Source organism: Bacillus fungorum, assembly GCF_002746455.1.
GTDB classification, from domain to species: Bacteria; Bacillota; Bacilli; order Bacillales; family Bacillaceae_G; genus Bacillus_A; species Bacillus_A fungorum.
Genome location: NZ_NWUW01000008.1, coordinates 15,209 through 41,387, shown reverse-complemented (window position 1 = coordinate 41,387; position 26,179 = coordinate 15,209). Strand labels below are relative to the sequence as shown.

The window sequence follows — 26,179 nt, the reverse complement described above, 5'->3', positions numbered from 1 at the left end:
TTATTTTAATAAAAATCCTGTCAGAAACGGATCTGTAGGGTCTAATAGAAACGTTTGCATCCCTGTAATAAAACCTCTACTTTCAAAACGGAAAATGTAACCCGTTTCTTCCTTCTTCACTTTTTCAACTGTTATAAAGCTATTAAATATACTTTCATTTATAAAAGGTTTATCCGCTATATCATCATTTTTAAATAACGAATGAACATAAGACACAATAGTAGAAACAAAACCTGGCGATCGTACGATAAAGTTATCTTCATGAAAGGTAATCGACTTTATATGGTTCTTTTCTTTTTGCGAAGAATCTACTAAAATAAGCCTTTTTATTAACGACTGTTTTTGTATAGCTTGTAGTGTGGCTTCTCCCCATTTTTTCAATTCAGAAATATTTTCGATACGAATTTCTGGTGAATACGTATCCTTTTCTACAACTGCATATCTTTTATCTGCTTGTATAAGAGAGTAACTTATATTACTTACCTGTAAATTTTTCTCAATCATATAACATAGTTTACTTTCAAACGAAACAGATACAACTTCATCATTCTCTATATACGCATGAACTGAAAATATGCCAGATAACGTTTCGATTTTGTATTGATTCGTCTCTCTCTTTTTTAAATACCCGCTTTCTAGTAACATCGTTATGACTGCGACAATACCTCCGTAATGAAGAGGGATGGACCCTTCATGATTAAAAAATAATACAGCTGCATCGACTTCCGTATGAATAGAAGGAACGACGATACATCCATTTAAACCGATAAAACCACGTGGTTCATTTAATAAAAGCTGCATTTCTTCTGCTAATTCAATTGAAAATTGTTCGTTTAATTGCTCTAAATTGTAGTAGTACTTGCATGGTACATCTTTTATTACACGAAATGCCTCGCCATTTACATGTACGTCTACTGCTGTATACAGTTTTTGAATGTTCATTTTACATCCTCCGTTTCATGTTCCATCGGCGGAATTAGCAAAAAGCCTTCTTTCAGTGGATCCTTTTCATTGTAAAAAAATCTATGCATACCCATAAGCCAAGCTGACCCTGTGATTTTCGTTACCACAGCTTCAATATTTTCAACATTTGTCGTATTTATGACGCACCCTTTAAATAGAGAACCAACGATACTCTCGTGAACAAACTCTTCATTCATCTCGATTTTTTGATTAGCGTATAATACAGCTAATTTCGCTGATGTTCCTGTACCACATGGAGATCGATCAATTCCTCCTGGCGGAACGACAACTGTATTTTTTACATGTGCACTTTTATGAGTAGGATTTGTATAAAACTCCACATGGGTTAATCCTCTAATAAACGAATGCTCTGGATGAATGATTTCAAATTTCTCATTAATGATATTTCTTATATGAATTGCCTTATCGATGATTGTAGATGCGTTTTCTGGTACTAACTCTAAACCTACTGACTTCGCATCGATAATGGCATAAAAATTCCCTCCATACGCAATATCGGCCTCTACAGTTCCAATGTCTTCGACGTCTACAATAATATGTTTCAGTAAAAAAGCTGGTATGTTACAAAAGGAGACTTCTTTCGCTTTTCCATCTTGAACAGAAATATTTACTTCAACTAATCCGGCTGGCGTGTCTAACTTTAACGAAGTAATCGGTTCAACTACCGGAATTAAACCTGATTCAATTAAAGCTGTACATACACCAATTGTATCGTGACCACACATTGGTAAATATCCGCCTGTTTCTATGTATATAACACCAATATCTGCTTCAGGGTGACATGGATCTGTTAATAGTGCTCCTGACATTACATCATGACCACGCGGTTCATTCATTAACAATTTGCGAATCCAGTCATACTCCTTTTTCATATGTAACATCTTCTCTGCCATCGTCTCTCCAATTAACTTAGGAAGTCCGCTAATCAATGTCCTCGTTGGATTCCCGCCCGTATGTGTATCAATCGTCGTAAAGACTCTTTGTGACCTCATCCGTTTAACAACCTTTCTGTAAAACGACTCAAACGAAGTGGTTCAATAGGAATGATTGTTTCTTTTTCATTTAATAACTCTTCAATCACTTTCCCTGTAACTGCGGCAAGACTAATGCCATCCCCTTCATGCCCTGCTGCTATAAAGTAGTTTGGGATATGTTCCACATGTGAAATGATCGGCAAATGATCTTCTGTCCATGGGCGTAATCCAGCATATGAACGAATCACCATCATATCGGCCATTTTCGGATAAAAACGAATTGCTCTGTTCGCAATACATTTAATAACCTCGTTATTTATCCTCGTATGAAACCCTACAAACTCTCTACTACTACCAATTAAAAAATTTTGGCTTTCTGTCGGCTCAAACACAAGGGCTACTCCATATTTTTCAGTTAAAGCATCCACTTTTCGTTTTCCACCAAATTTAGAAATTAAATAACCAAATTCCATTACTTTACGACAACCAACTTGCTGTTGCCTTGAAGCTACAATAATATGCCCTTTTCTCGGTTCAATTGGGATATTTACATCCAACATTTGTCCGATTTTCGGAGCCCACACACCCGCTGCGTTCACCACTTGCTTCGCAGAAAACGTCCCATTTGTCGTTTCTACAATAAAGGAACCGTCTATATCTCTTTTCATTTCTTTTACTTCCGTATGATTAAAAGCTTTCGTACCAAATTTCTTCGATTCTGCAAGAAGTGAAAAAGCAAGAAGATATGGATTTACAGTCGAATCTGTTGCGCATTCTAACCCACCTAATAAATCATCTGCGAAAAATGGTGATTCTTCTCTTATATCTTCCCTATCAAGCATTCGAAACGGTAAACCCGCTTCTTTTTGACGATTCACCCATTGCTGCGCTGCTTCCATTTCTTCGTCTGACTCACATACGAGAATACTTCCTGGCGCCCTATATTCAAATGAGTGCTCTAACTCTTCACTTAAATCAGTTACTAATTTTTGACTTACTAACGACATTTGACTATCAAATCCTGGGTCTTTATCAATAGCCAAAATATTTCCGTCGCACCGTGAAGACGTCCCACTGACAAATTCTCCTTTTTCAATGATTGTTACGTCTCTTCCGTATTTTGATGTGTAATAAGCGATAGAACAGCCAATAATACCACCGCCAATTATTAAAACGTCACAGTGCCTCACGTAGCACCCCTCCCTTCTTTTTACTACCTCACTTTCTTTTATGCAATTGACATGCCAACTCTACATATATACACTTTTTACAAATAATATTTTTATTTGTAAAAATATTTTAAATTTATCGTAAATAGGTGTATTATTTTTTTATCACTGTCAAAATTTTTATACATAACAGGAGGTCAATATGGCATTCTCATTTCCCACAATAAAAGAATTTCTAAAAACATTATCAATTGATCATACATATAACACTCAACATATTGAACAAGTTGATGAAAGATTTTATTACCGCTCTTCTACTACAGAAGAATATAACTGTGCAGTTATATATGAAGATGATTCGTTCAATACTTTAATTGACGCGTTTTCTAATGAACTAGTCACGATCATAATGAATATAAATAAGGAGCCTTTATGCTGTATAACAGCCCAGCAAATCATTCCGTTTCTTGTTAAGTCTTACTATGAACTACAATCTTTTTATAACACCGTAATACAAACTACTGATTCTTCTGTTACAGTCATCGATGATAAAGAACGCGTTCGTACTTGGACAGATGGCGCCGAAAAGATTTTTTCAGTCAACCATAATGAAATTATTGGACAACCTATCACTCGTTTTTTTGACTATAAAGATTTGGAAATTTTGCAATCATTACATGACGGAAAAAGTATAATCGCTCAGTTCCATCAGCCTCGTCCAGATTTGTTCGTATTAATCAATTCAAACCCAGTCTACTGTAACGATGAAATTATCGGAGCGGTCGTCTCAGAAACTGATGTGACAAACCAAGTTGCTTTAAATGAAAAACTATTTAATATGTCACATGAAATGCACCGTTTAGAACAAGAGGTCGCAAAGTATAAAGATGAATCAGATCCTTTCCTTGCGATGAATGGAAAAAGCCCTGTTATACAAAGAACAATACAATTAGCTAGAAAGGTTTGTTCGGTGAAATCTACTGTTTTAATACTCGGCGAAAGCGGCGTTGGAAAAGAAGTATTTGCGAAAGCGATTCATGAAGCAAGTGAGGCAGCGAAGGCACCTTTTATTTCGATTAACTGCGGTGCAATTCCTGAAGCGTTATTTGAAAGCGAATTATTTGGGTATGAGCGTGGGGCTTTTTCTGGTGCAAATAGTAAAGGGAAAAAAGGTAAAATAGAGCTCGCGCAAGGCGGTACATTATTCCTTGATGAAATAGGAGAAATGCCACTCGATATGCAAGTGAAGCTTTTACGTGTACTACAAGAACGAAAATATTACCGAGTTGGTGGAGAAAAAGAGATTAATATTGATTTCCGTATTATCGCTGCTACAAATCGTGATTTACAAGAAGAAATGAGAAAAGGCACGTTCCGAGAAGATTTATACTATCGCCTAAATGTAGTTAGCTTGCATATTCCACCGCTGCGCGAAAGACGTGAAGATATTATTGAATTAACCTACTCTTTCTTAAACGATTTTTCAATCAACTATAACAGACCAATTCGTGACTTACCTTCAAGCATTATGCATGAACTGCTTCATTACAATTGGCCAGGTAATATTCGCGAGCTTCGTAACGTTGTTGAAAGACTTGTCGTATTTGCGACTGACGGTATTATAAAACAAGAATATTTACCATTTCATACAACTGAAACGTTAGACGATCATTCGGCTCATTCCCTATTACTCAGCAACAATAATACAATCCTCTCTTTACAAGAAGAGATGGAGGAACATGAGAAAAAAGTCATTGAGAGGGCTTTACGCATTTTGAATGGGAATAAATTAGAATGCGCGAAACAGCTTGGTGTTACGAGGGCCACTTTATATAACCGTTTAAAAAAACTTGGATTACAATAAACCTTCCCTCCTCTATATTGGCATAGTTATTGCATTATTTAATTTGTGCAAACCGAATTAGAGGAGGAATACATATGACGAATAAAGATCACTTAATTGTTTGTCGATGTGAAGAAGTTACATACGGTCAACTTCAATCGACAATTGCTGATTATAAATGTTCGGCAAGAGAATTAAAACTAAGGACACGTGCTGGCATGGGATTTTGCGGTGGCCGCACATGTAGAATGATGATAGATCGAATGATTGAAAATGCAAATCCAGGCGTAACTACACATGACATTCCATTGAAATATCAACCACCGGTACGTGCAGTTACTTTTGGATCGGTAGGTGAAAGTAAATGAGTAGAATTACAAATCACCCTATTTTAGGGAGTTTAAATAGTAGTAAGCGCATCACTTTTCAATTTAATGGTCAACAATACGAAGCATATGAACATGAAACGATTGCGGCCGCTTTACTTGCAAACGGAATAAGAACATTAAGAGTGCATGAAGATAGCGGAACGCCGCGAGGTATTTACTGTAATATCGGACATTGTTCTGAATGCCGCGTCACTGTAAACAATCAAACGAACGTACGAGCATGCTTAACTGTTGTAGAAAAAAATATGGTTGTTGATAGTGGTAAACAGCATCCAAATATCGTGAGAGAGATGGTGAAAAAGCGATGAACGATGTCATTATTATCGGTGCTGGACCAGCGGGTTTATCAGCCTCTATCTCATGTGCTCGTTTTGGACTAAATGTACTTGTTATTGATGAATTTATGAAGCCTGGCGGAAGGTTGCTCGGACAATTACATCAAGAGCCTTCTGGAGAATGGTGGAATGGAATAGAAGAGTCAAAACGCCTTCACGAAGAAGCAAAATCACTTTCAGTTGATATTCGATGTGGTATTTCCGTCTATAATTTAGATAAAGATGAAAGTTTTTGGTACGTACATACGAATATCGGTACGTTAGAAGCACCGTTCGTTTTACTTGCTACTGGTGCTGCTGAGTACTCTATTCCCCTTCCTGGTTGGACACTTCCGGGAGTCATGTCAATCGGGGCAGCCCAAGTAATGACAAATGTACATCGCGTTCAAGTCGGGAGAAAAGGAGTAATTATTGGTGCTAACATTTTGTCATTCGCTATTTTAAATGAATTACAATTAGCGGGTATTAAAGTGGAACATATCGTACTTCCTGAAAAAAGTGAATTAAGCAAAAAATCTGGTGAACCAGAAGAAGTTTTAAATTCTCTCTTACATGCTGCCCACCTTGCCCCGTCACCTTTATTACGTATAGGTAGTCAATTAATGAAATATAATTGGGCGAAACAAGCTGGATTAAACTTCTATCCAAATAACGGTATGAAAATAAATGGCACACCACTTCACCTTCGAAAAGCAGCTCTTGAAATTATCGGTACAGATCAAGTTGAAGGTGTACGCGTTGCTAATATTGATACGAAAGGAAACATCATAACTGGATCGGAACAAATATATGAGGCAGACTTCGTTTGTATTGCTGGCGGCTTATACCCTCTTGCTGAGCTTGCTGCTGTAGCTGGCTGTCCTTTCCGTTACATTCCGGAATTAGGCGGGCACATTCCTATCCATTCCGAAACAATGGAAACCCCTCTTTCTGGTTTATTTGTAGCCGGCAATATAACTGGCATTGAAAGCGGGAAAATCGCAATGGCACAAGGAACTGTTGCTGGATATTCAATTGTAAAACAAGCAAATACAAAATCTCATTCGGTTGAACAGCACTTGCAACAAGCAATGCAACATGTACATGCCGTACGTCAACAAGCTGCCATTCAATTTAACCCGAGGATTGATGTCGGTAGACGGAAGATGAATGAAATTTGGAATCATTGTTTAACTCATACTAAACATGTAGCGCAATAATCAGGTTTGTCTATTGTTAATTCACAATTTAAACTAGTAATAAAATCCATATCAAAAAAAACGCCAAGATTTCTCAGCGTTTTTTTTTTGATAAAACATATTTAGAAGCAATCGGTATTCTAGCAAATTTAAAAAGCTCATCATGAATTGAATTCCATGTTTTTTCCATTTCGTCTAAATTTCTAAAATCAGATATAACTTTATTCATATCCTCAATCAACTTATTATCAACACCAAAAACTTTATGATACAATTTCTCAGTATAAACCCAATAATAGGAAGTAACATAATCAAAATTTATTGATGCATAAAATTCACTATATCGAAGTTTCAAATTAGTTTCTAGGCATGAGATATTATAAACATACCGTGCCTTTCTTATCATATATTTGCTACTAGAAACATCAGGTTCTATTCCTTCTCCTAAAATAATAAACAGAACATGAATTGCAAAAATGAAAAGCCCGAGTTTTATTTCATTTGGCATAGCTAAACTACTGAATTTAGAATCATTTATAATTAATTCTTGAAACTCTCTAACTAATTGACTTATAGCAAATGCATCGGCATCCATTTCCAGAGTGCGAATTAATACATCAGGTACATTTTGGCGATTTCCTCTTGTATACCAACTATTAACCCCATACTTTTCTTTAATATATAATAAATGCCCGTTTATGTGATGGCCTAACTCATGCAAAATAATAAATTTCATTGCAAACATGCTTAAATACTCTGAAATAAGCTTACCATTATAATCATCAGGAATCTTATATATAAATTGTTCTTCTGTTACCTCTTCGTTTTCTAAATTCACTTGACAATTTGCTACTTGTTTTATATAAGTATACTCTGAAAAGGCTCCACTAATCACTAATTCACTAAATTTTTTATATACTTTGTATAAAGCTCCTTCATTAATATGTACATAATCATCATTATCTTTTATAAATGCAATACCATTTATATCAAAACGATTAATAAAGTTAAAGTTAAGATTTCTCTCACTATATCGAGAATACGATACAGTTTTAACTTCATTATAAATTTGATTAATATATTTTGTATAATAATTGTAACAATTAATTTCCGGAAAACTATTGTAATCGTAAAAAGCAAAATTCGTAACACCTGATATAAGCATTAATCTGTTTTTATTATCCACTAGTACCCTCTCGTTTTATATGATTTAATACAATTTAAAAGAAAGTTTTCTCTCTCACATAAATATGAATTAAGTAACTCTCGTTCTTCATTAAACATCAAGGAAGATACAGTGATATCTGAAAGTTCTACATTAATATTGAATGCAATTATACTATATGGTTGTATACATAAATCCACTAAATATTTATTTGACTCACTAATATACTCCCCTCCAAAATAAAGTTCACAACTCACCTGAACTTCTTCGGTCTGCACAAAAGTTTTATTAGTAATACCTAGTAAGTTCTTTATCAATGTCAATAGATTAGCAACAGTCATTTCCTTGTATACTTCAACAGGAATCAAAGAATCATTTTGACTTATATAAATCCATATCGAAAAACACTTGTCATTAATAATCATTATGTCTTTTATTTCTTGAGGTATATTAGAAATTTTTTTAATCTTATTTGCTTGAAAAGAACTAGGGACATCTATGACCTTTCTGAAATTATTTTGAATAACTTCCGGATGATTTTCACATAAATGAATCCAAAAATACTTACTCATAACTTTTACATTTTTATATACCTTTTGAAGTCTTTTGATTTGTTCACCTGTAATTTCACCATTAATACATAATATGAATTTTTCCCACCCCAAATCTTTTTGAATTGAAAGTGCATTTTGTAATGATTTTTCTGCAAGCGTATAATTAAATGTGCCATTACTATTTGCTATACTTTTACATTGAAACGCAATTTTTTTATCGGAGAAATATAAATCAATCCCACTTTCAGGCGGATTTCTTTTCTCTATTTCATTTGTTTTATAATGAATTTTCAAGAGCTTCAAGCAAAATATTTCCCAAGATTCACCAAAACTCAGACCATACTCTTCTTTTAAAAAAGGAGGATGTAAAATATACATAATATCAGATCACCTCTGTAGCCAAAATTTTTAACACTTTCATGAATATAAAATCTATTGACAAACCACTATAATAAAAAAAGTATATATTCATATTTAATCCTTTGTAAAAAAACTTATAAAATCCACGAATAGTTTATAAGTTTTAAACAAAATTAAATATAATTTCTATTAATTTAATTATACATCTATAACGTAATTGATACTAGTCAAATTTAACAACATTATACAAAATTACCCTTTCCTATATTTACAAAAATACACATACTAAAAAGAGCTGCTGAGATTACTCTCAACAGCTCTTTTTTCTACTCATCTGAGTTATTAAATTTCGCTAATGCGTAAATGCCTTCTTCATCATCTAATTCAAGTTGTAATCTTGCTGCAAATGAATTGACATTATATTCTCTGTCAAGTAATAAGCGTAGCGCTTCGATTAAGTTCGCTTGAATTAAAATTTGCTGGCGACCATTTACCTCTACTTCAGCAGAGAAACCGTAGTCATCGTCATACATTAGTTCAACTAAAACTTCTCCTGGACCAACTTGTCTTTTTTCAGCGATATATACGCAAAGCGCATTGATTAGTTCTTGTTCAGAAATTTTTATTGTTTCCATGCTACTTCATCTTCCTTTTTCTTACGTTGATCTTTGAAGTATTTAAATGCACGAACTGCTAACATTACGATACCAGCCATTACTAACATATTTACCATAAACGCTAATACAGAACCAAGAGCTCCCATATTTGCAAATAAGCTACCCATTAGTAAACCACCAAGACCACCTAATAATAAACCTTTCATAAAGCTTCCTTTATTACTTTTTGGTGCTGTGTTTGTTGCTTTTGTTTTTGAATCTGTTGTTGTTTTTTGTGAATTCACGTTATTATCTTTTTTGTTCAAATCAACTTTTGACTTTTGACCTGAACTTGGTGTGTATGATTTTTTACCAGATTTGTAACTCTTCGCTGCTGCTTGATCTACAAACATGAAGCTACTAGCTCCAAAGATAACCATGAATGCTGTCATGACTGCTACAAGTTTTTTCAACATATTATATCCATTCTCCTTTTATATAGATATATGTGAAATCTACCTTTCTAGTAAATTCAGAATGATAGATTTTTTTAAAAACATTTTAAAGGTTCTTATGAACTTATTATATGAACTTTTGTCGAAATATGCAAGTATTATTTACTTCCGACAGTTTGGTGACAAAGGAAAAATTAAGCAAAACAGAATTGACTTTAAATGAAACAAAACATATTATAGGTTCATAAGAACTTTTTATTATTTTGGAGGTGAAAAGATGGAAACATTTCATCTCACACGAAACGAAATGGCTACTCTTCTTCTATCTTTAAGAGGATGGAATACGAAAAAGCCTCTCGGTATTTTACAAGAAGCTTGGGCTAAGTCACATAAAAAAGATATTGAAAGCGGACAAAGCGTAACTGCTTTTATTACTACCGCACTTTCACCTATTTTTGAAAAACTAATTAAGATTGAAGATACGGACGTTGGTTTTTCATTAAATGAAATAGTTGCGCTTGGAAATCAGATTGAAAATACAAGTTTCTCAGTAACGGCCATGCAAAACTGGGTAAAACGAGATATAAAAGAAATGATTGGCTCTCCTCAAAAAGGGAAAAAGTATTCAATTGAACAAGCAGCCTTACTATTCATTGTTGAAGATTTAAAAACAGCACTTGATTTTGAATCCATTCGTAAGCTATTACGCCTTATCGTAAATGACCCAGCCGATCGAAGTGATGACTTAATCAATCCTGTTCATTTATATGGAGCATACTCTTCTCTATTTGAAGAGCTTAATCAAGGGAATTGCTTACAATTAAATGCAACAGATACAGTCCATACAATTGAAAATATCGTAAAAGAAAAAGCTGATAAAATCGCAAGCAAGTTCGATCAAATTAATAACGAGCAACGCGAAGCAATTCGGAACGCCATTATTATTGCCACACTTTCTGTACATACCGCTTATGTACAAATGTTAGCGAAACGTTACGTAACAGCAACATTATTTTTACAGAACTTAGATGTGAAGCCTTAAAAAATAGGAGCAGAAATGCTTCTATTTTTTTATGAGAAATTTTTAATAATCTTTTCATTATCTCTTCATGAAAACTGGGCTTATATGCTTTACTATAATACTTATGAGAGGCATAAAAGATTTGAAATAGCAATCCCCTATATAAATAAGGTATAATCTACATATAGTGAACCTTTTATATTGTTAAATAAAGGGGCATCTATTCAAAAATTCATAAATTAGAAGGTGCAACAATGGTAAGTAGTTTTATTCATTCAGTATTAACATTTTTTGAAGGATTAGGTTATTGGGGCATTATGCTTGGACTTATGATTGAGATTATTCCAAGTGAGATTGTCCTTGCTTATGCGGGATACTTAGTATTCAATGGTAGTATCTCATTTTTAGGCGCAGTTGTATTTGGTACAATTGGCGGTGTTATTGCTCAAATCTTTATTTATTGGATTGGACGATACGGTGGACGCCCTATTTTAGAACGTTATGGAAAATATATTTTCATTCATAAAAAACAAATAGACGCTGCTGAGGATTGGTTTAATCGTTACGGGACTGGCGTAATTTTCACTGCGCGCTTCATTCCAGTAGTACGTCATGCGATTTCAATTCCTGCTGGTATTACAAAAATGTCATTCCTACGTTTCACTACGTTAACAGCACTCGCAATCATCCCTTGGTCTATCATTTTCATTTACTTAGGTGAAAAACTAGGTCAAAATTGGGAGAATATTAACGATGTTGCTGGACCGTATGTGAAATCGTTCGCTATTGGTGGCGTCGTACTTATACTTTTATACTTCGTTATAAAAAAATGGACAAAAAAGCATAAAAATCTTGCTTAAAAATATAAATAAAAATCGCTATACATTCATTACGAATGTTAGCGGTTTTTATTATAGACTTGATTATGTATTAAAAATTGGATTATTTCTTCTTTATGCTTTAAGTCATGCTGAATGAGTGATGAAAAATAATGATTTAGCATCACTTTTTTTGTACCAATTTGAAATTCATTATTAAAATTACAGGCAGGAATTCGCTCAATTTCATCCACTAACTGTTTACGAGTAACACTAAATTGATTTAATAGTTCTTCTTTTAAAATACCAGATCTCGCATATTTAATTGCTCCCTTATTCATTTCCTCAACATCTATTGGAACATTTGGTACAGATTGTCCACATCAAAATCCTCTATACTAAAAAAGGAACGGCTTATAGCCATTCCTTTTTCTCCACTCTTATTATTTCTCAGTATAAAAGTTTTGCACTGCTTCATCAAAGTAAATCCAGCCTTTCCAACCTAAATGAATTGTATCTTTTAAGAAATACTTATCATATTCATGGCCGGAGAAATCAACTACTGGATATCCTGCTTTCTCAACTTGTTCCCGAACTTTTTTATAATACACTTCACGGCGTTCTTTAGGGAAACCAGCGTAATCATACCACGGTCCGTTTACAGGTACAGAAATAAAGAGTGGCTTGACATTTTTCTCTTTAAAAATATCTAAAACAATTTGTAAGTCATCATATTCTGGTGATTCTTCATACGATTCATTTGCTCTAAAGTTTTTTAGACCTTTTAGTTTTTTCTTCAGATTATTCTTATAATAATACGGATTTTCAATTCCGAATGCGTTTGTAGTAGATTCCGCTTTCCCTTCTTCCTCCGCATGTTTACGTGCATCTATCCAAGAAATTGAACGTAATCCCATATTTGTTTTTTCTTTCATCGGCTCAATCTTAAATATAGAGTTAAATAAATCTCTATGATCTAAAATGTTTCGATGCATATAAGCAAGTGGTTTGACTAAACCTGCTTTTATGTTATGTTTTGTATCGTTATATACAATACCCTGTAATGAATTTTTTAATATATCATCTTCTTGAACAACTTTATAATCTAATAGTCGTTTCGCAATTTTCTTCTTCATTTCAACATTTATTTCATCATTAAAAATAAAATGATATGCTTGTTGTTTGGAGAAATTATTAGTAAAATCCCCTTGTGATACACCAGTTTTGGTAAACCACTGTGGTGATAGAACAAAGACTACTTTTTTACCTTCTAACTCATCCATTGTAGACGTCATATTTAATATGTGAGCTAAACTTTGCGTACCGCCAATCCCCATTAAATATGGTGTAAAACCTGCGGGATTTACTTTAAAGTAATTAGACGGATGATATGCATCCATTCGTAAAAATTCAGATGAACCATACATCGGTAAATACTGCGAATCCTCTAACATTTTCTGCTGTAAGAAAACACTTTGTAATTTTTCTTTTTGTAAGGAAGTTGCCGCATCTTCTACATTTTTATCGCTTATTAGCGATACTAAACTCTTTGAGGGAATAAGCAACACAATGAAAAAGAGTATACAGGCTAAAATCATTGGTCCGAAAGCATGCTTCATCTTCATCTGTTATTCCTCTTTCTAGTACTATTTAATTGTAACCCTTGTTTTTGACACGCCATCATTTCTCTCCTTTTTCTCTATACATGTTCCATTCTATTTATCTATTATATACATGTATGTATTTCCTTCCTTGTTCTATTAAATCCTATATAAATAGCGCAAGAAAATGTTTCCATAGAAACATTTTAATTATACAAGATTCTACATACATTTCACACTAGAATTTTAATAACAATTTTATTTTTAAACAGTTAAAAAACATAGGAAATGTCTATAATTCAACTAATGATGTATGGAGTTCAAAGTACGATAATAAACGTCCGCTATAATCAACATCATGAGTATATGTAAAACCTAACTTTCGTAATAGTTTTTTCGAATTTTCATTTGCTACTTTTACTCTAGCAATTATTCTCTTTCCATTCATAGTCTCTATTGCATATTGAATGGAAGCCTCTACTGCTTCTGATGCATATCCATTCCCCCAATATTCTGGGGCAAGGAGATACATAATTTCTATTTCACCTGTCTCATTTACCTTTCTTAAACCACAATGTCCTAAAAGCTTTCCTGTATTTCTATTAACCAACAACCATACCCCGAAATCATACTGTTCCCAATGTGATATAAGTTGTCCAATATAATCATTTACTTCTTCCTTTGACATTCCTCTTGATTTAGCAAGCCATTTGCCAACAGCTTCTTCCTTTAATATGTTATAAAAGTAATCAACATCTTCTATAGTTGGTTTCCTCATGAACAATCTTTTTGTACATATTACGTCCTTTTCTTCCAACATAAATAAACACCATCCCCCTTCAATCTCTATTTACAGACTAGTAAATTATACCACGAACTATTTATCTAACTTTAAATAAGAAAAACAGACTATCACACATGTGAAGTCTGTTTTTCCATACTTTTATTTTTGTACATCTGCCCATTTTAAACTTGTTGCTGGACCGAATTGATGAACATATAAATCTTTCACATGCGGCTTTTGTAAGTATGATAACCCGCGCTGGAATACTGGTGCAATTACTGCATCATCCAGTAACATTTTCTCAGCATCTTGCATTGCTTTCCAACGAGCTTTTTCATCATTACCTAATTCTGTTTTAATCTTCTTAATTAACGCATCATATTCTGGGTTTGCATATTCTGTATTGTTCACACTGCTTCCAGAAAGGAATACTTCTAAGTAAGTCATTGGATCTGGATAATCCGGTAACCAGCGTGATAATGACATTTCATATTCTTTCTTCTTCTCTAGTGCTAGTTTTTGCGTGTGTGGTTGTAATTTTACATTTACCTTTAAGCCTGGTAAGTTTTTCTCTAGCTGTTCTTTAATGTATTCCCCTACTTTTTTGAAGTTTTCTAAGTCATAGTTTAATAACTCAAGCGTTACTTCATTTGTACCTGTCTCTTGCTTCGCTTTTTCCCAATATTCTTTCGCCTTTTTTACATCAGTCTTATTAAACTCACCTGCCGTACTTCTAAAATCTTTCTTATCTGGACCTTTTAAAAATCCTTTTGGTACGTAATAGTTTGCAGCAACCGAACCATCATTTAAAAATGAAGTTGCAAGTCCTTTCTTATCAAACACTGTACTTAGTGCAAGCCTTGCATTTTTATTTTTAAGAATCGGCACATTTTCATTAAATCGGAAGAAGTACATTACTGGATCTGTATATTGTTTTAGCTCTTTATTATTTTTATATTTATCTACGAATTCTGTTGAAATGACAGCTCTATCAACTTTATCTGTTTCATATAAATTTACCGCAGTTGAAATTTCTTTTACAATTTGATAGTTTACTTCATCTAGCTTCACTTCTTTTTTATCCCAATACTTATCGTTTTTCTTCATTGTAAAGCTAGCTTCATGCTTCCAATCAGATAATGTAAAAGGCCCATTATATACCGCTTTATTTGCTTCTAATCCGTATTTATCACCTTGTTCTTTCGCATATTTTTCGTTAATTGGATAGAAGGAAGGTAAAATAAGTAGTTTCGTAAAATACGGTACAGGATGTTCTAACTCTACAACGAACGTTTTATCATCCTTCGCTTTTACTCCCAATTCCTCTAACCCTAATTGTTTCTTATTTATTTTCTCCGCATTTTTCACATCGTACGCAATGTATGCATATTGGGAAGCAGTATCCGGATTAATAAGCTGCTTCCAAGCGTATACGTAATCTTGTGCTGTTACTTGATCTCCGTTAGACCATTTCGCATCACGCAAGTGGAATGTGTATGTTTTTCCATCTTTGCTCACTTCATATTTTTGTGCTCCAGCCTCAATCAATTCATCATTTTTCGATAAGCGGAATAATCCTTCCATTACGTTATTTAAAACGTTAAATGATACTGCATCTGTTACTTTCCCTGAATTTAACGACGGAATTTCACCCGTTTCTAGTAACTGTAATACTTTCTTCTCTTCTTTCGGCTTTGTCGTTGTTTTTTCTTTTGCGCAGCCAACTAAAATTGAAGAAACTAATAGGGTACTAACTAATGAGTAACGAACAACTTTTTTCATTTGAAAACCCCCTCTATTTTTAAGGTAAGTAACGACGAGCACCAGCGTATTCTTCTATATATCCTGGTGTATTTAGCGGTATAATCTCTACTGATCTTTCAGCTCTTGGTGAGTGAATCATATTTCCGTCACCAATATACATCCCCACATGATGAACACTGCCTTTCCCTTGATCATGTGCAAAGAAGATTAAATCTCCTTTTTGTAAATGTTCTTTATCAACTGCAACTCCATTTCTCGATTGCGGACCAGAATCTCGCGGAATTGTAATACCGTGCGATTTATAAATCGTATGTGTAAATCCAGAGCAATCAAATCCGAAGCCACTTGTACCAGCCCATATATACGGTAATCCTAAAAATATTTTCCCTGTGTTTATTAAATCATCAGCTGCCGGCTTCGGAATATCATTTTGCGAACGGTAAACCGTTCCATCATTTTTTCGTAGCCAAGCTTTCTGTCCATTTGGTAGCAACACGCGATATGAAATCGTATCTTCACTTAGTAACGGCAATCGCGTATTATAGCTCACTTCAAGCGATTTATGTTTTTCAGAAGGATTTATATATAAAATTGCTGTCGGTTTCATTACTAATACGAAAGGTTCATTTGTTTTATCTGCAAATTCTTGATTATAAGTTAACTGTTTTTCAGGCATCCATCCTGGGTAGCCTTCTTCGTTTCTTGGCGTTGGCTGACCATGGACTAATACTTTCACCCACTCACCTTTTTTATCAACAACCGTTACTTCTTGGCCTAATAACGCTTGCGTTTCTAACTTATTTGCATTTGTTAACCAAAGTTTCTCATCAAGCGTCATCGATTTCGTCCACTTCCACAAATCAACTGGATTTGTAGCGCTCGGTACATCAATTGGCCGTAATGAATCAGGCGCAGTCCAAAGTGTTGCGGCAGATACATCGATAAACGCTTTACTATCTTTCTTCTCTTCAGCATTCGCTGATGTAAACGATGAAAATATAAATAAAGTTGTTAAAAATGCAGTTCCTACTTTTTTCATAAATATCCCCCTTAAAAGATAGTTTACTAGTCTCTTCTCCTAAGATTTACTATTCACTGTCGATTGAAGATTTACCTTTGATCCAGAATAAGTCATTCCTTCCGGTTCTTCCATTAACCAAAGCGGTGCATCAAGATCGAAGTAATGAATATTAGGATGTGCAGCAGCTAAATGGGCTACAGCGCTAACAGAAAGTGAAGATTCCATCATACTTCCGACCATACATTTTACACCTGCTGTTTCTGCGATATCAGCAATACGCCACGCTTCACGTATGCCACCACATTTCATTAATTTAATATTGAGCAAGTCTGCATATCCTCCTTGAACAATTTTCAATGCATCACTCGCTGAGAATATGCTTTCATCTGCCATAATGGGCGTTTGTACATGATCTTTGACGTACTTTAACCCATCCCAATCTTTCGCATAAACAGGTTGTTCAATAAATTCGATGTTTAAATTACGATTTTCCATCTCTTTAATGATAGTAACCGCTTCTTTTGGATTCCACCCTTGATTTGCATCTAATCGTAACGTCGTATTTTTTGGTACGCTATTTCGAATCGCTTCAATACGTTCTAAGTCTAAAGGAGCAGATTTCCCCACTTTAATTTTTAAAGTTTGAAATCCGTTTTCTACATATTGCTTTGCCTCTTTCGCCATAATGAAAGGCTCATCTACACTCACCGTAATATCTGTATGAATTTCTTTCTTCCCGCCTAATAATGCGTAAAGTGGAACGTTTTGATATTGACAATACACATCATATAATGCGATATCTACCGCCGCTTTCGCACTTGGATTTCCAATACAACTCATTTGAATGTGCTGCAGTAACTGCTGAAACTGAATGATGTCTTGGCCAATTAAATAGGAACGCATCGGCCCTAAAATTGCTTCTTCAATCCCGTTAGCAAAATCACCCGTAATAACTGGTGTTGCGGTTGCAGCGCCCTTGCCAACAATTCCTTCATCTGTATGAATATATACATCTATACTTTCTATTTCAGTTACGGTACGAAGCGCCGTTTTAAACGGTGTATGCAGATTTATACGTCTACGATTTACTTTTACATCGGTAATTTTCATTTCGTTCATCCTTTCGTTGTCTGAAAAAGTGGAATCTTAATCCAAAAAACAAATTAGTTTTTTACGTGCAATTCATCTCCTCTTTCACTTACCTTTCATGTAGAAGGTTAATGTGAAATAAAAAAATCCAGCCATAAGAAGATTCTTACGGCTGGATTTTGTCTAGGAATGTGTAGACAAAGCAGCGATTTGATTATATTTTTTCTGTGCATCTTTTAATGCTACAAGTAGTGCCTTTTGAGACGAACCGAAATAACGATCTTTTATTTCCATTACTAACGCTGGGTCATTAATATTTTTATGTAGAAATAAATATTTAACGAATTGAGATGTTAATGCAATTGTCGCTGAGCAATCTGCATCTACAATTTCCCCAGTCTCCTTAACAAGTACAAACGCTACAAAATAGCTTTTAAACTTTTCGGTAATGGGATTATTTTGAGGTGCTTTCGCATCCCCTACGACATAAATTGTATTTGAAGCGTACACAGCTCTCTTCCTTTCTAATACGGGATAACGGTTTTCTTAATAGTCGTATGAGTGATAAACTCAACATTGATTAAAAAATGTATCCGCTTACCTTGTATTATAATACAATTAACAGAATTTTAACAACATTTATCGCGGTATATATTCCATAAGTATAAAAACAGCTCAAGCTCTTCATTTTTACAATATGTAATTGTTTCTTGTACCATACCATTCATACATGAAAAAACAGCTAGCTATCGCTAACTGTTCTATTACACTACTTCGGCAACACAAATATAGTTTCATTTGACTTAGAAAATTGATATTCTTTTCTCGCAAACTTCAAAATTTCTTCCTCATCGTCTGTTAAATTTTCTATGTTAGTCTTTAAAGAAGCCTGATCTTTCTTTAAAGAAACCAATTGTTTTTTTTGATTCGTTATTGTATCTTTTTTTTCTACAATTACTTCTTGTTGTTTCGTTAAAATAAATTGAACGTACAAAATAGCCGCCGCAATAAATATAAACATGAATATAAATCGCCTTAGTTTTTTCTTATTAATTGCACGATTCTCATTAGACTGTGATAGTTGTTCTTGTATATTAGGAACATTTATTCGCTTGAGTTTCCTCATTATGAAATCCCCCTAACACATATATTTTCACTACCATCGGTATGATCTCTTACTAACTTTAATTCTATTCTTATAAAATAAGCTCCTTCACAAAAATATCTCACAAATTAACCAATTAAAGATAGCATTCGACGACATTTCCATATTTATATTGCATTTTTTTATGTATGCTGCCATAAAATAGTAGTTTCTGTTATTCTTTTTCTACTATTGTAGAAGAGTTTTTTTACATACAAATTTCTCCTTGTTTTAACATGGTTACAAGGAGAAAAGAGAAGCATTATTGCACATTCATTCGATAAAACCAGAATAACTGTTTCAGAACTTAGGTTTAGAGCATAAATCATCTGTTAAGGAACTTACCTATATATACATTCAAAATAAAAAAAAGCCCAAATCGGGCTTTTTTAATTTTGTAAATCAATATCATATTCCATGCTTTTAGCTGTTTCCTCAGCAATCTCCACACCTAACAAATTTTTCACAATATGAAATGACATGTTAATACCAGCTGAAATACCTGCAGATGTAATAATGTGTCCTTCATCTACAAATTTCACATTCTCCATTACTTTTACATTTGGAAAATCTTTTTTGAAAGTTTGAATACTAGCCCAATGTGTTGTTGCTTTTAACCCTTCCAGTAAACCAGCTTTCGCGAGTAATAATGCTCCAGTACAAACTGAAGTCATTAGTTTTACTTCTTTCATTTGCTGACGAACCCAATTTATTATAATATCATTTTCCACTTCATTTTCCCGAACGCCTTTACCACCTGGAATAAGTAAAATATCAATTGGTGGTAAATCTTCAATGCTATAATCCGGCTTTACCTTTAATCCGTTTCTTGCTGTAATCATTTCTCCATTTTGACTAACTGTATAGACAGTAAATGGCTTTTCTTCATACGCTTCGGTTACAGAAAAAACTTCAAATGGCCCTGCAAAATCTAACACTTCTACCTCATTAAATAAAAATATACCTACACTCCATTTATTTATCATACGTTCACTTCCTGTCTTAAATGATGTAAAAGGTGAGTATATCCTTTTTCTAATGCAATATCATAGGCTGTTTTCCCATCATTTTTCTTAATCATTTTATTAGCTCCATTTTCAAGAAGTAGCATAACTATTTCTTCATGTCCTAATAATGCTGCTTCGTGGAGTCCTGTCCAACCACCACTTTGTATAACATTTACATCTGAACCTTTTTCAATTAAGAAAGCAACAAGTTCACTTTGCTTATTCGCTATTGCCGCTTGCAAAGGTGTATTTTTATTCTCGTTTTTTGCTCTAATATGTATATCTGCACCACTTTCTATAAGAAACCTTGCTATCTCTTTTTGTCCAAAATAAGCCGCTAAATGAAGAAGTGTCCAACCCTCTTCACTAAATTCATTAACTGCACTTGGATTCGTCTTTATAAACTCCACCACTTTTTCCTTATTACCGCTTATAACAGCTTGTGTTATTGATTGTAAAATCTCCATAATAATCTCCCATCATTCAGAATATTTAATTACACTCTTCTATATGTTCTATTGATTATTATATATTCCTGTCAATTATAGTTTACATAATAATATTATCTATTCAAACCTTATCTTTCATTTTAAATATTAAAATTTTCTATTAAAATAGCATTAATCATGTTTAATATGGAGGAGAAATCATGTTACAAGTAATTCCTTTAAATAATGAAGACTATGATTTAATTACAGCTGCTGAAAAAGTAATTGAAAAAAACTATAAATATGGTCGTCATCATATCGGTTCAGCTGTAAGAACTAAAACAGGTAATATTTATGCAGCAGTGCATGTTGAAGCGAATGTTGGAAGAATAACAGTGTGTGGTGAAGCTATGGCGATTGGAAAATCTATTTCAGAAGGCGATCATGAATTTGATACCATTGTAGCAGTTGCTCACCCACACCCTCATGAAGATATAGAAAAATGTTGGGTTGTTGCTCCATGTGGTATGTGTCGAGAATTAATAAGTGATTACGGAAAAAATACGAATGTTATACTTTCTTATAATGGTGAACTTGTAAAATGTAACGTAATGGAATTATTACCTGAAAAGTATACAAGTGAAGTAGAATAATCATTCCTGTTTTCCACCCATCAAATAATATTATTCCAATAAAAAAACAATCCGTTTTAAAAACGGATTGTTTTTTTATTTCTTTTTTATGCAGTTTATTTTATTTTTCTATTTTCAATACTGATAGAATTACATTAATAAAAATGAAATTCAAATATACAAGTGCGCCTTGCGATGTGTATTTTCAATTAAAAATAAAAACGCATTTTTTCCTTACATTTGAAAAGTATTGATATGAACCCTCTAAAATCAGCAGTCTTATCATACTAATCTATAACAATTCTGTCTTCTTCCCTTGCCTGTTTCCTTTAACACATATGATTTTAAAACAAGCGCCGTTAATGAATCCGTTAATGTTTTATATGATAAATTAGATAATGCTAATAGATCGTTCGTATATAACATTCTATGCTTCTCTAATAATAATAGTACTAATCGTTCAGACGGTTTTAATGTCTCATCACTTTCTAGTATAAAGTCTATATTTTTCATTTCTCTATTTATTACTCCTTATATAAAAAAATACTTGCACAACTAATTTAATATAAAAATAATACACAACAAAATTTGCAGTATATTAAAATAACATCGTTTTAAAACACTATTATACTATAACATAGAAAAAGCATTTCCCGAAATAGGAAATGCTTTTTTATATTGCTTATAGGATTCTTCAAAACCTACATTTTATTTCAAATTCTGATCTATACAATTCCCTACAGAATTCACTGGTCCTCCAAAAGTATTTGTAATAAATCAATTTTTTCTAAAATGGTTTAAACAAATAAAAACGGTTTGTCTATCATGCTCTAAACATGAATAACTAACCGTTTTCCAGTTTCTTCTCAATTAACATGTTCTACCTTAAATATTTCTTGCAATATGCGGCTTACTGTAATGACTTGTTCCACCTCCGCCTACTACTACTTTACCACCTTTTTCGAAAATTAATAACTTGCTTGAACCATCTGCAAGAAATACTATTACTTATTGCTACATAAATTACATAACCGCTTTTTGATATACATGTTTCCCAATTCGCATCAAATTCTGATCTTACTATCCGATTTGAATACACTTGATTTTCAATTCTTCCTTGTTCGTCGTTTTCCGAATTTATCCACCTGCTTCTCTAAAATATCATTTATAGAAAAATAACAGTTCTATTTAAAATAATGACTGTCTTTAATATAAATAGTATATGTAATTAGTAGAAGGATGCTTGGACAATGAAAAAGTAATAACATGTAAGTAATATACAAAGGAAACAAGGCGATCGATACAATATCGATCGCCTTGTTTCCTTAGATAGTTCTTTATTTTTCTTTTCGCACAGCTTCAAAAGTAAACATTTGATTTGCATTTGATGGTTCTTTTTCATAAACATAGTCAGCAGAACAAGTAATGCTAGAGAAACCAATACTTTCTAGCAGAAGTTTAAACTCTTCTATTCCATACCAGCGCATTGCAAAGCGTTGCAGTTCTGTTTGTACTAATTGGCCTTTACTCCATTTTTCATATTTTAAATATGATAGAGTAACTTGGTTCAGCCAATTTATTTCAATTGATTTATTTTCTAATGTAATCCCGTCTCCATTTGGCAAAGAAAAAGTCGATGTATGAATCTCCCCAGTCTTCCAGTCATTCGGAAGCATAATATCTACGATTAATCGTCCGCCTGGATTAAGGTGTTCATAAAAACATTTCAATGCGCTTATAGAATCCACACGATTTTCAATTAAACAAAAAGATCCAGTAGGAATGATAATTGCCTCATATTTATGAGGAAGTGAAAATTGTTGTAAGCTTCCTTCATATAAATTAGGATGTAATCCTCTCTCTTTGCAGCGTATACGACAAGAATCTAGCATTTCAGTTGAATAATCTATCCCCTCCACTTTAAAACCAGCCTCTAGAAGCGGAATGATGACACGCCCTGAACCTACCGCTGCTTCGAGAATTCTTCCTCTACAATTTTTTAAACGTTCTTGGTAATACTCAATATCACCATTTAAAGAATAACCGACAGGCTTTGTGTAATCATAAAGTTCCGTGCAAAGTGTGCTATAAAAACTAAACATTTATTTTCTCCTCCGTTTTTTACGTACGGAAGATTTTCATTCAATTAATCTTCCTGTACCTTTACTTTTAATGAAAGTTCGAAAGAGCTGACTGTCATAATATATCACTCGCTTTCCATAGAATATAATTATATTGTATAATATTTTCTTAGAAATGAAAATATAGAAAATGAAAATTCAGACTTTTTTTACGAAGGGCGGATTCGCTGGAGGTTTGCTGTGCTTACATTTAGTGGCCTATTGATCATAAATGCAATTTTTTATTTGTTGTAAGCATTTTTATATCTACCAATTGAAATTCATAATAAACTCCCCTTTCAAAATGTAAAGAGCTTACTATGCGGTAAGCTCTTTATTCATAACTATTTATTTTACGATTGGCAATGCCACTTCACTTAACTTAACTTTACTGTAAGCTTCGTGCCCGCCTTCGGTCTAATTGTATAATCATAGTCACTAGCAATTAAAACGACCCCAATTTGATGCCCCGCTTTAAATACATAATCATCTGGCTGCATGTCCCATGTAAATGTATATTCTTTGCCCGGTTGAATCGCTGTTGAATTTTCTATACTCTTTAAGTTTTGTGGATCCATCCAGCCTCGCGTTACAATTTCCGGCTTCGTTCCTCCGTAATCAACAAGTAAAGCATTGAATTAGTCATTCTTCATATTAATATAAAACCGTATTTCTCCCTCTATAGTAGATACGCCATAGTCAAAACCATGCCTTTCTAAAATACTTTTCACGATCGCTAAGCCTAGTCCTGTACCTGAATGGTCTTTACTACGAGAAGATTCTAAGACGTAAAAAGGTTCCCAAATTTTATCGATATCTTTCATTTGCTCAGCATTCATACCATTTTGAATTTGAAAATATACACTTTCATTTCGATCTTCTAAAGTAATTTTTATATTTTGATTTGCTGTATATTTTATCGCATTAGATATTAAATTTTGAAACACCATTCTCATTTTATTTACATCCGCATAAATAATTGCATTACCAACATTATAGTTCACTTGTAAATTGATTCCTTTCGAGTCAAGTTCAATCTTATGTTTATCTAATATACTTTGGATTAGTGATACAATAGGAAATTCCTCTTTTTGTAAAATATCTCTTTCTAGTTTAGAAAATCGTAATAACTCTTCAATTAAGTTTGATATGTGATCTGTCTGCTTAGTGATTGTATCTATGTATGAACCATCGTCTAGACCATCTTTTATTCCCATAGAATATGCTTTCACTAACGCGATTGGAGTTTTTAATTCATGCGTCACATCACCCATAAATCGTTTTAAATGTTCATTTCGATTTGTTAAATCTTGATGCGCTTCATGTAGTTTTTCACTCATGATATTAATACTATTAGCTAAGTCTCCAATTTCATCATTTGTTTTCACTTTCGCTCGTTCAAATTTCAAACGTGAAATATCTTCTGCAACATCACTTAATTCTTTCAATGGTCTCGTGATTGTTTGGGACAATATCCATACAAGTACGATAATGAGAAAAATCGTAATACCTAAAATGAATAAATAAAATGAGTTTAACGTTTTTATTATTTCATTAGAATGCGCGATAGAAACCCCAACTAAAATCAACATATCGTCTTTCGCAATGTATTTCACAAAAAAACTAGATTTGATTTTCTCTTGATCATATATTTTATTCGATTGTCCGAAGTTCTTTACTTTCATTATTTCTTCTTTTGTAATCCAAAGTTTATTAAGGGCCACTCTCTTTTTTGTAAGTTGCATACGTAACTCATCATTAATATGATCTTCTGAATTGTTAATTGATGTATACGCAATCGTAACATTCCCTTTATTTTCAATGCTCGTAATTGCTTCGTCCAATTGTTCGCTCGGTATGGACTGAATTTGCGCTGTAATACCTTCTAAGCTTTCTCGCGTTTTGTAAATATTATATTTCGGTAAAAGATAGTTAATTAATAATAAAGATATCGTAAAAATAAGAACAACAGTTAAAGAAATGCTGAGAAATAGCTTTTTTCCAAGTTTATTCACTCTGTTCCTCCAAACTATATCCTAGCCCGCGGTGCGTCTTTATAATATTTTCTCCTACTTTTTTACGTAATCTTCTAACATGTGTATCAACCGTTCGCTCTTCTCCAAAATAGTCAAACCCCCATACGATATCTAACAATTTTTTACGAGTTAAAATCATGCCTTTATGATTTAAAAAACACTTTATTAATTCTAGCTCTGTTTTTGTAATATCTAACTCTTTGTCATTTTTATAAACTTTATTTTTAGTAAAATCTATTTTCAAATCTTGAACTTGAATGACATCATCATGCTGTATAAGCTTTTTCGCTCTAGTTATTAATACCCCAGGATGAAATGGTTTTTTTACGTACTCATCTGCCCCGCTTTGAAGCGCTGCTAATTCATCTTCACTTTCGCTTTTCGCCGTAAGCATTAATACTTTTATGCTCGAATTCTTTTTCATTTCCTGACAGACAGTAATACCATTACATACTGGCATCATCCAATCTAAAATAGCTAAATCTATTTTCTCATTATAAAAAATTTGAAGTGCTTCTTCTCCGTCTTTCGCTAATAAAACTTCGAAGCTTTCTTTCTCAAAATAAGCTTTTAAAATCCTTAACATATCTTGTTCATCATCTGCGATTAATACTTTCATACATTATCCTCCATTGCTTTTAAACAAAAACCAATTGTATTATACAATTTCTTTGTTACATAAATGTGACAGAAAAATATTTAAACCTTTTAA

General features: G+C 33.3%; 27 protein-coding genes and 3 pseudogenes. 7 read left to right on the top strand and 23 right to left on the bottom strand.

The features are described from left to right. Genes CO726_RS13540 through CO726_RS13530 form a run of 3 tightly spaced genes read right to left on the bottom strand, consistent with a single transcriptional unit; the run spans nucleotide 1 to nucleotide 3,148 of the window. Nucleotides 1-942: a proline racemase family protein gene (locus CO726_RS13540; protein ID WP_099684589.1), complete on the bottom strand. Its 942-nt coding sequence runs from the start codon at nucleotides 940-942 to the stop codon at nucleotides 1-3. Beyond that, nucleotides 939-1,976, bottom strand: a complete 1,038-nt coding sequence (locus CO726_RS13535) for a proline racemase family protein (RefSeq protein WP_099684588.1) — start codon at nucleotides 1,974-1,976, stop codon at nucleotides 939-941. Before CO726_RS13535 ends, CO726_RS13540 begins: the two co-directional genes overlap by 4 nt. Further along, entirely contained in the window at nucleotides 1,973-3,148 is a 1,176-nt protein-coding gene (locus CO726_RS13530) for an NAD(P)/FAD-dependent oxidoreductase (protein WP_099684587.1), read from the bottom strand. The genes CO726_RS13535 and CO726_RS13530 overlap by 4 nt, the downstream gene beginning before the upstream one ends. A gap of 181 nt (nucleotides 3,149-3,329) precedes the next feature. Here CO726_RS13530 and CO726_RS13525 point away from each other — a divergent pair, with 181 nt between their 5' ends. From CO726_RS13525 to CO726_RS13510, 4 genes are all read left to right on the top strand, one after another. After that, complete coding sequence (locus CO726_RS13525; RefSeq protein ID WP_099684586.1) at nucleotides 3,330-4,991, top strand: sigma-54 interaction domain-containing protein; 1,662 nt, start codon at nucleotides 3,330-3,332, stop codon at nucleotides 4,989-4,991. Between the two features lie 74 nt (nucleotides 4,992-5,065). Next, nucleotides 5,066-5,338, top strand: a complete 273-nt coding sequence (locus CO726_RS13520; RefSeq protein ID WP_098759561.1) for a (2Fe-2S)-binding protein — start codon at nucleotides 5,066-5,068, stop codon at nucleotides 5,336-5,338. After that, entirely contained in the window at nucleotides 5,335-5,667 is a 333-nt protein-coding gene (locus tag CO726_RS13515; RefSeq protein WP_098759560.1) for a (2Fe-2S)-binding protein, read from the top strand. The genes CO726_RS13520 and CO726_RS13515 overlap by 4 nt, the downstream gene beginning before the upstream one ends. Continuing rightward, nucleotides 5,664-6,893 carry an NAD(P)/FAD-dependent oxidoreductase gene (locus tag CO726_RS13510; protein WP_099684585.1) on the top strand — a complete coding sequence of 410 codons (1,230 nt, stop codon included), beginning with the start codon at nucleotides 5,664-5,666 and terminating at the stop codon, nucleotides 6,891-6,893. Before CO726_RS13515 ends, CO726_RS13510 begins: the two co-directional genes overlap by 4 nt. Before the next feature lie 73 nt (nucleotides 6,894-6,966). On the opposite strand, the gene CO726_RS13505 is transcribed toward CO726_RS13510, so the two are convergent. The 4 genes from CO726_RS13505 to CO726_RS13490 form a co-directional block, all read right to left on the bottom strand. Beyond that, entirely contained in the window at nucleotides 6,967-8,058 is a 1,092-nt protein-coding gene (locus tag CO726_RS13505) for a hypothetical protein (protein WP_099684584.1), read from the bottom strand. After that, nucleotides 8,058-8,969: a hypothetical protein gene (locus tag CO726_RS13500; protein WP_099684583.1), complete on the bottom strand. Its 912-nt coding sequence runs from the start codon at nucleotides 8,967-8,969 to the stop codon at nucleotides 8,058-8,060. The genes CO726_RS13505 and CO726_RS13500 overlap by 1 nt, the downstream gene beginning before the upstream one ends. Nucleotides 8,970-9,277: 308 nt before the next feature. Further along, nucleotides 9,278-9,586, bottom strand: coding sequence for a YxcD family protein (locus tag CO726_RS13495; RefSeq protein ID WP_099684582.1), 309 nt, complete (start codon nucleotides 9,584-9,586; stop codon nucleotides 9,278-9,280). After that, a complete protein-coding gene (locus CO726_RS13490) occupies nucleotides 9,574-10,023 on the bottom strand; it encodes a hypothetical protein (protein ID WP_098759557.1) in 450 nt (149 codons plus the stop codon). The genes CO726_RS13495 and CO726_RS13490 overlap by 13 nt, the downstream gene beginning before the upstream one ends. Nucleotides 10,024-10,279: 256 nt before the next feature. Here CO726_RS13490 and CO726_RS13485 point away from each other — a divergent pair, with 256 nt between their 5' ends. Next, a complete protein-coding gene (locus CO726_RS13485; protein ID WP_000447236.1) occupies nucleotides 10,280-11,044 on the top strand; it encodes a DUF1836 domain-containing protein in 765 nt (254 codons plus the stop codon). 233 nt (nucleotides 11,045-11,277) lie between these two features. Further along, the gene (gene uptA / locus CO726_RS13480) at nucleotides 11,278-11,883 is read left to right on the top strand and encodes an undecaprenyl phosphate transporter UptA (protein ID WP_099684581.1); all 606 of its coding nucleotides are present in this window, start codon (nucleotides 11,278-11,280) and stop codon (nucleotides 11,881-11,883) included. A 38-nt stretch (nucleotides 11,884-11,921) separates the two neighbouring features. Here uptA and CO726_RS13475 read toward each other — a convergent pair. The 10 genes and pseudogenes from CO726_RS13475 to CO726_RS13425 all read right to left on the bottom strand — a co-directional run. Next, nucleotides 11,922-12,221, bottom strand: a pseudogene (locus tag CO726_RS13475) (DinB family protein); the annotation flags it as partial. Nucleotides 12,222-12,284: 63 nt separating this feature from the next. Further along, complete coding sequence (gene dltD / locus CO726_RS13470) at nucleotides 12,285-13,466, bottom strand: D-alanyl-lipoteichoic acid biosynthesis protein DltD (protein ID WP_099684580.1); 1,182 nt, start codon at nucleotides 13,464-13,466, stop codon at nucleotides 12,285-12,287. Nucleotides 13,467-13,734: 268 nt separating this feature from the next. Next, a complete protein-coding gene (locus CO726_RS13465) occupies nucleotides 13,735-14,262 on the bottom strand; it encodes a GNAT family N-acetyltransferase (protein ID WP_099684579.1) in 528 nt (175 codons plus the stop codon). A gap of 123 nt (nucleotides 14,263-14,385) precedes the next feature. Then, a complete protein-coding gene (locus CO726_RS13460) occupies nucleotides 14,386-16,008 on the bottom strand; it encodes a peptide ABC transporter substrate-binding protein (protein ID WP_099684578.1) in 1,623 nt (540 codons plus the stop codon). Nucleotides 16,009-16,027: 19 nt separating this feature from the next. Continuing rightward, complete coding sequence (locus CO726_RS13455) at nucleotides 16,028-17,029, bottom strand: C40 family peptidase (protein WP_099684577.1); 1,002 nt, start codon at nucleotides 17,027-17,029, stop codon at nucleotides 16,028-16,030. 39 nt (nucleotides 17,030-17,068) lie between these two features. After that, the gene (locus CO726_RS13450) at nucleotides 17,069-18,130 is read right to left on the bottom strand and encodes a dipeptide epimerase (RefSeq protein WP_136699614.1); all 1,062 of its coding nucleotides are present in this window, start codon (nucleotides 18,128-18,130) and stop codon (nucleotides 17,069-17,071) included. Between the two features lie 153 nt (nucleotides 18,131-18,283). Then, nucleotides 18,284-18,610: a DUF3870 domain-containing protein gene (locus CO726_RS13445; RefSeq protein ID WP_000271324.1), complete on the bottom strand. Its 327-nt coding sequence runs from the start codon at nucleotides 18,608-18,610 to the stop codon at nucleotides 18,284-18,286. Between the two features lie 259 nt (nucleotides 18,611-18,869). Further along, nucleotides 18,870-19,226 (bottom strand): FtsB family cell division protein, encoded by a 357-nt coding sequence (locus tag CO726_RS13435; protein ID WP_099684575.1) that lies wholly within the window; start codon nucleotides 19,224-19,226, stop codon nucleotides 18,870-18,872. A gap of 407 nt (nucleotides 19,227-19,633) precedes the next feature. Next, nucleotides 19,634-20,230, bottom strand: a complete 597-nt coding sequence (locus tag CO726_RS13430) for a DJ-1/PfpI family protein (protein WP_099684574.1) — start codon at nucleotides 20,228-20,230, stop codon at nucleotides 19,634-19,636. After that, nucleotides 20,227-20,718 carry an ankyrin repeat domain-containing protein gene (locus CO726_RS13425; protein WP_099684573.1) on the bottom strand — a complete coding sequence of 164 codons (492 nt, stop codon included), beginning with the start codon at nucleotides 20,716-20,718 and terminating at the stop codon, nucleotides 20,227-20,229. Before CO726_RS13425 ends, CO726_RS13430 begins: the two co-directional genes overlap by 4 nt. A gap of 182 nt (nucleotides 20,719-20,900) precedes the next feature. On the opposite strand from CO726_RS13425, the gene CO726_RS13420 reads away from it, so the two are divergent. Beyond that, the gene (locus CO726_RS13420; protein ID WP_099684572.1) at nucleotides 20,901-21,332 is read left to right on the top strand and encodes a cytidine deaminase; all 432 of its coding nucleotides are present in this window, start codon (nucleotides 20,901-20,903) and stop codon (nucleotides 21,330-21,332) included. A gap of 261 nt (nucleotides 21,333-21,593) precedes the next feature. Here the strand turns inward: CO726_RS13420 and CO726_RS13415 are convergent, their stop codons facing one another. The 6 genes and pseudogenes from CO726_RS13415 to CO726_RS13390 all read right to left on the bottom strand — a co-directional run bounded on the left by CO726_RS13415 (nucleotide 21,594) and on the right by CO726_RS13390 (nucleotide 26,086). After that, nucleotides 21,594-21,824: a hypothetical protein gene (locus CO726_RS13415; protein WP_000789036.1), complete on the bottom strand. Its 231-nt coding sequence runs from the start codon at nucleotides 21,822-21,824 to the stop codon at nucleotides 21,594-21,596. 372 nt (nucleotides 21,825-22,196) lie between these two features. Next, nucleotides 22,197-22,452, bottom strand: a pseudogene (locus CO726_RS13410) (hypothetical protein). Between the two features lie 196 nt (nucleotides 22,453-22,648). After that, the gene (locus tag CO726_RS13405; protein ID WP_098759545.1) at nucleotides 22,649-23,413 is read right to left on the bottom strand and encodes a class I SAM-dependent methyltransferase; all 765 of its coding nucleotides are present in this window, start codon (nucleotides 23,411-23,413) and stop codon (nucleotides 22,649-22,651) included. Between the two features lie 366 nt (nucleotides 23,414-23,779). Further along, a pseudogene (locus tag CO726_RS13400) lies at nucleotides 23,780-24,063 on the bottom strand (CocE/NonD family hydrolase C-terminal non-catalytic domain-containing protein); the annotation flags it as partial. Between the two features lie 6 nt (nucleotides 24,064-24,069). Beyond that, entirely contained in the window at nucleotides 24,070-25,446 is a 1,377-nt protein-coding gene (locus tag CO726_RS13395; RefSeq protein WP_099684571.1) for a sensor histidine kinase, read from the bottom strand. After that, nucleotides 25,439-26,086, bottom strand: coding sequence for a response regulator transcription factor (locus tag CO726_RS13390; RefSeq protein WP_098759542.1), 648 nt, complete (start codon nucleotides 26,084-26,086; stop codon nucleotides 25,439-25,441). The genes CO726_RS13395 and CO726_RS13390 overlap by 8 nt, the downstream gene beginning before the upstream one ends. Between the last annotated feature and the right edge of the window lie 93 nt (nucleotides 26,087-26,179).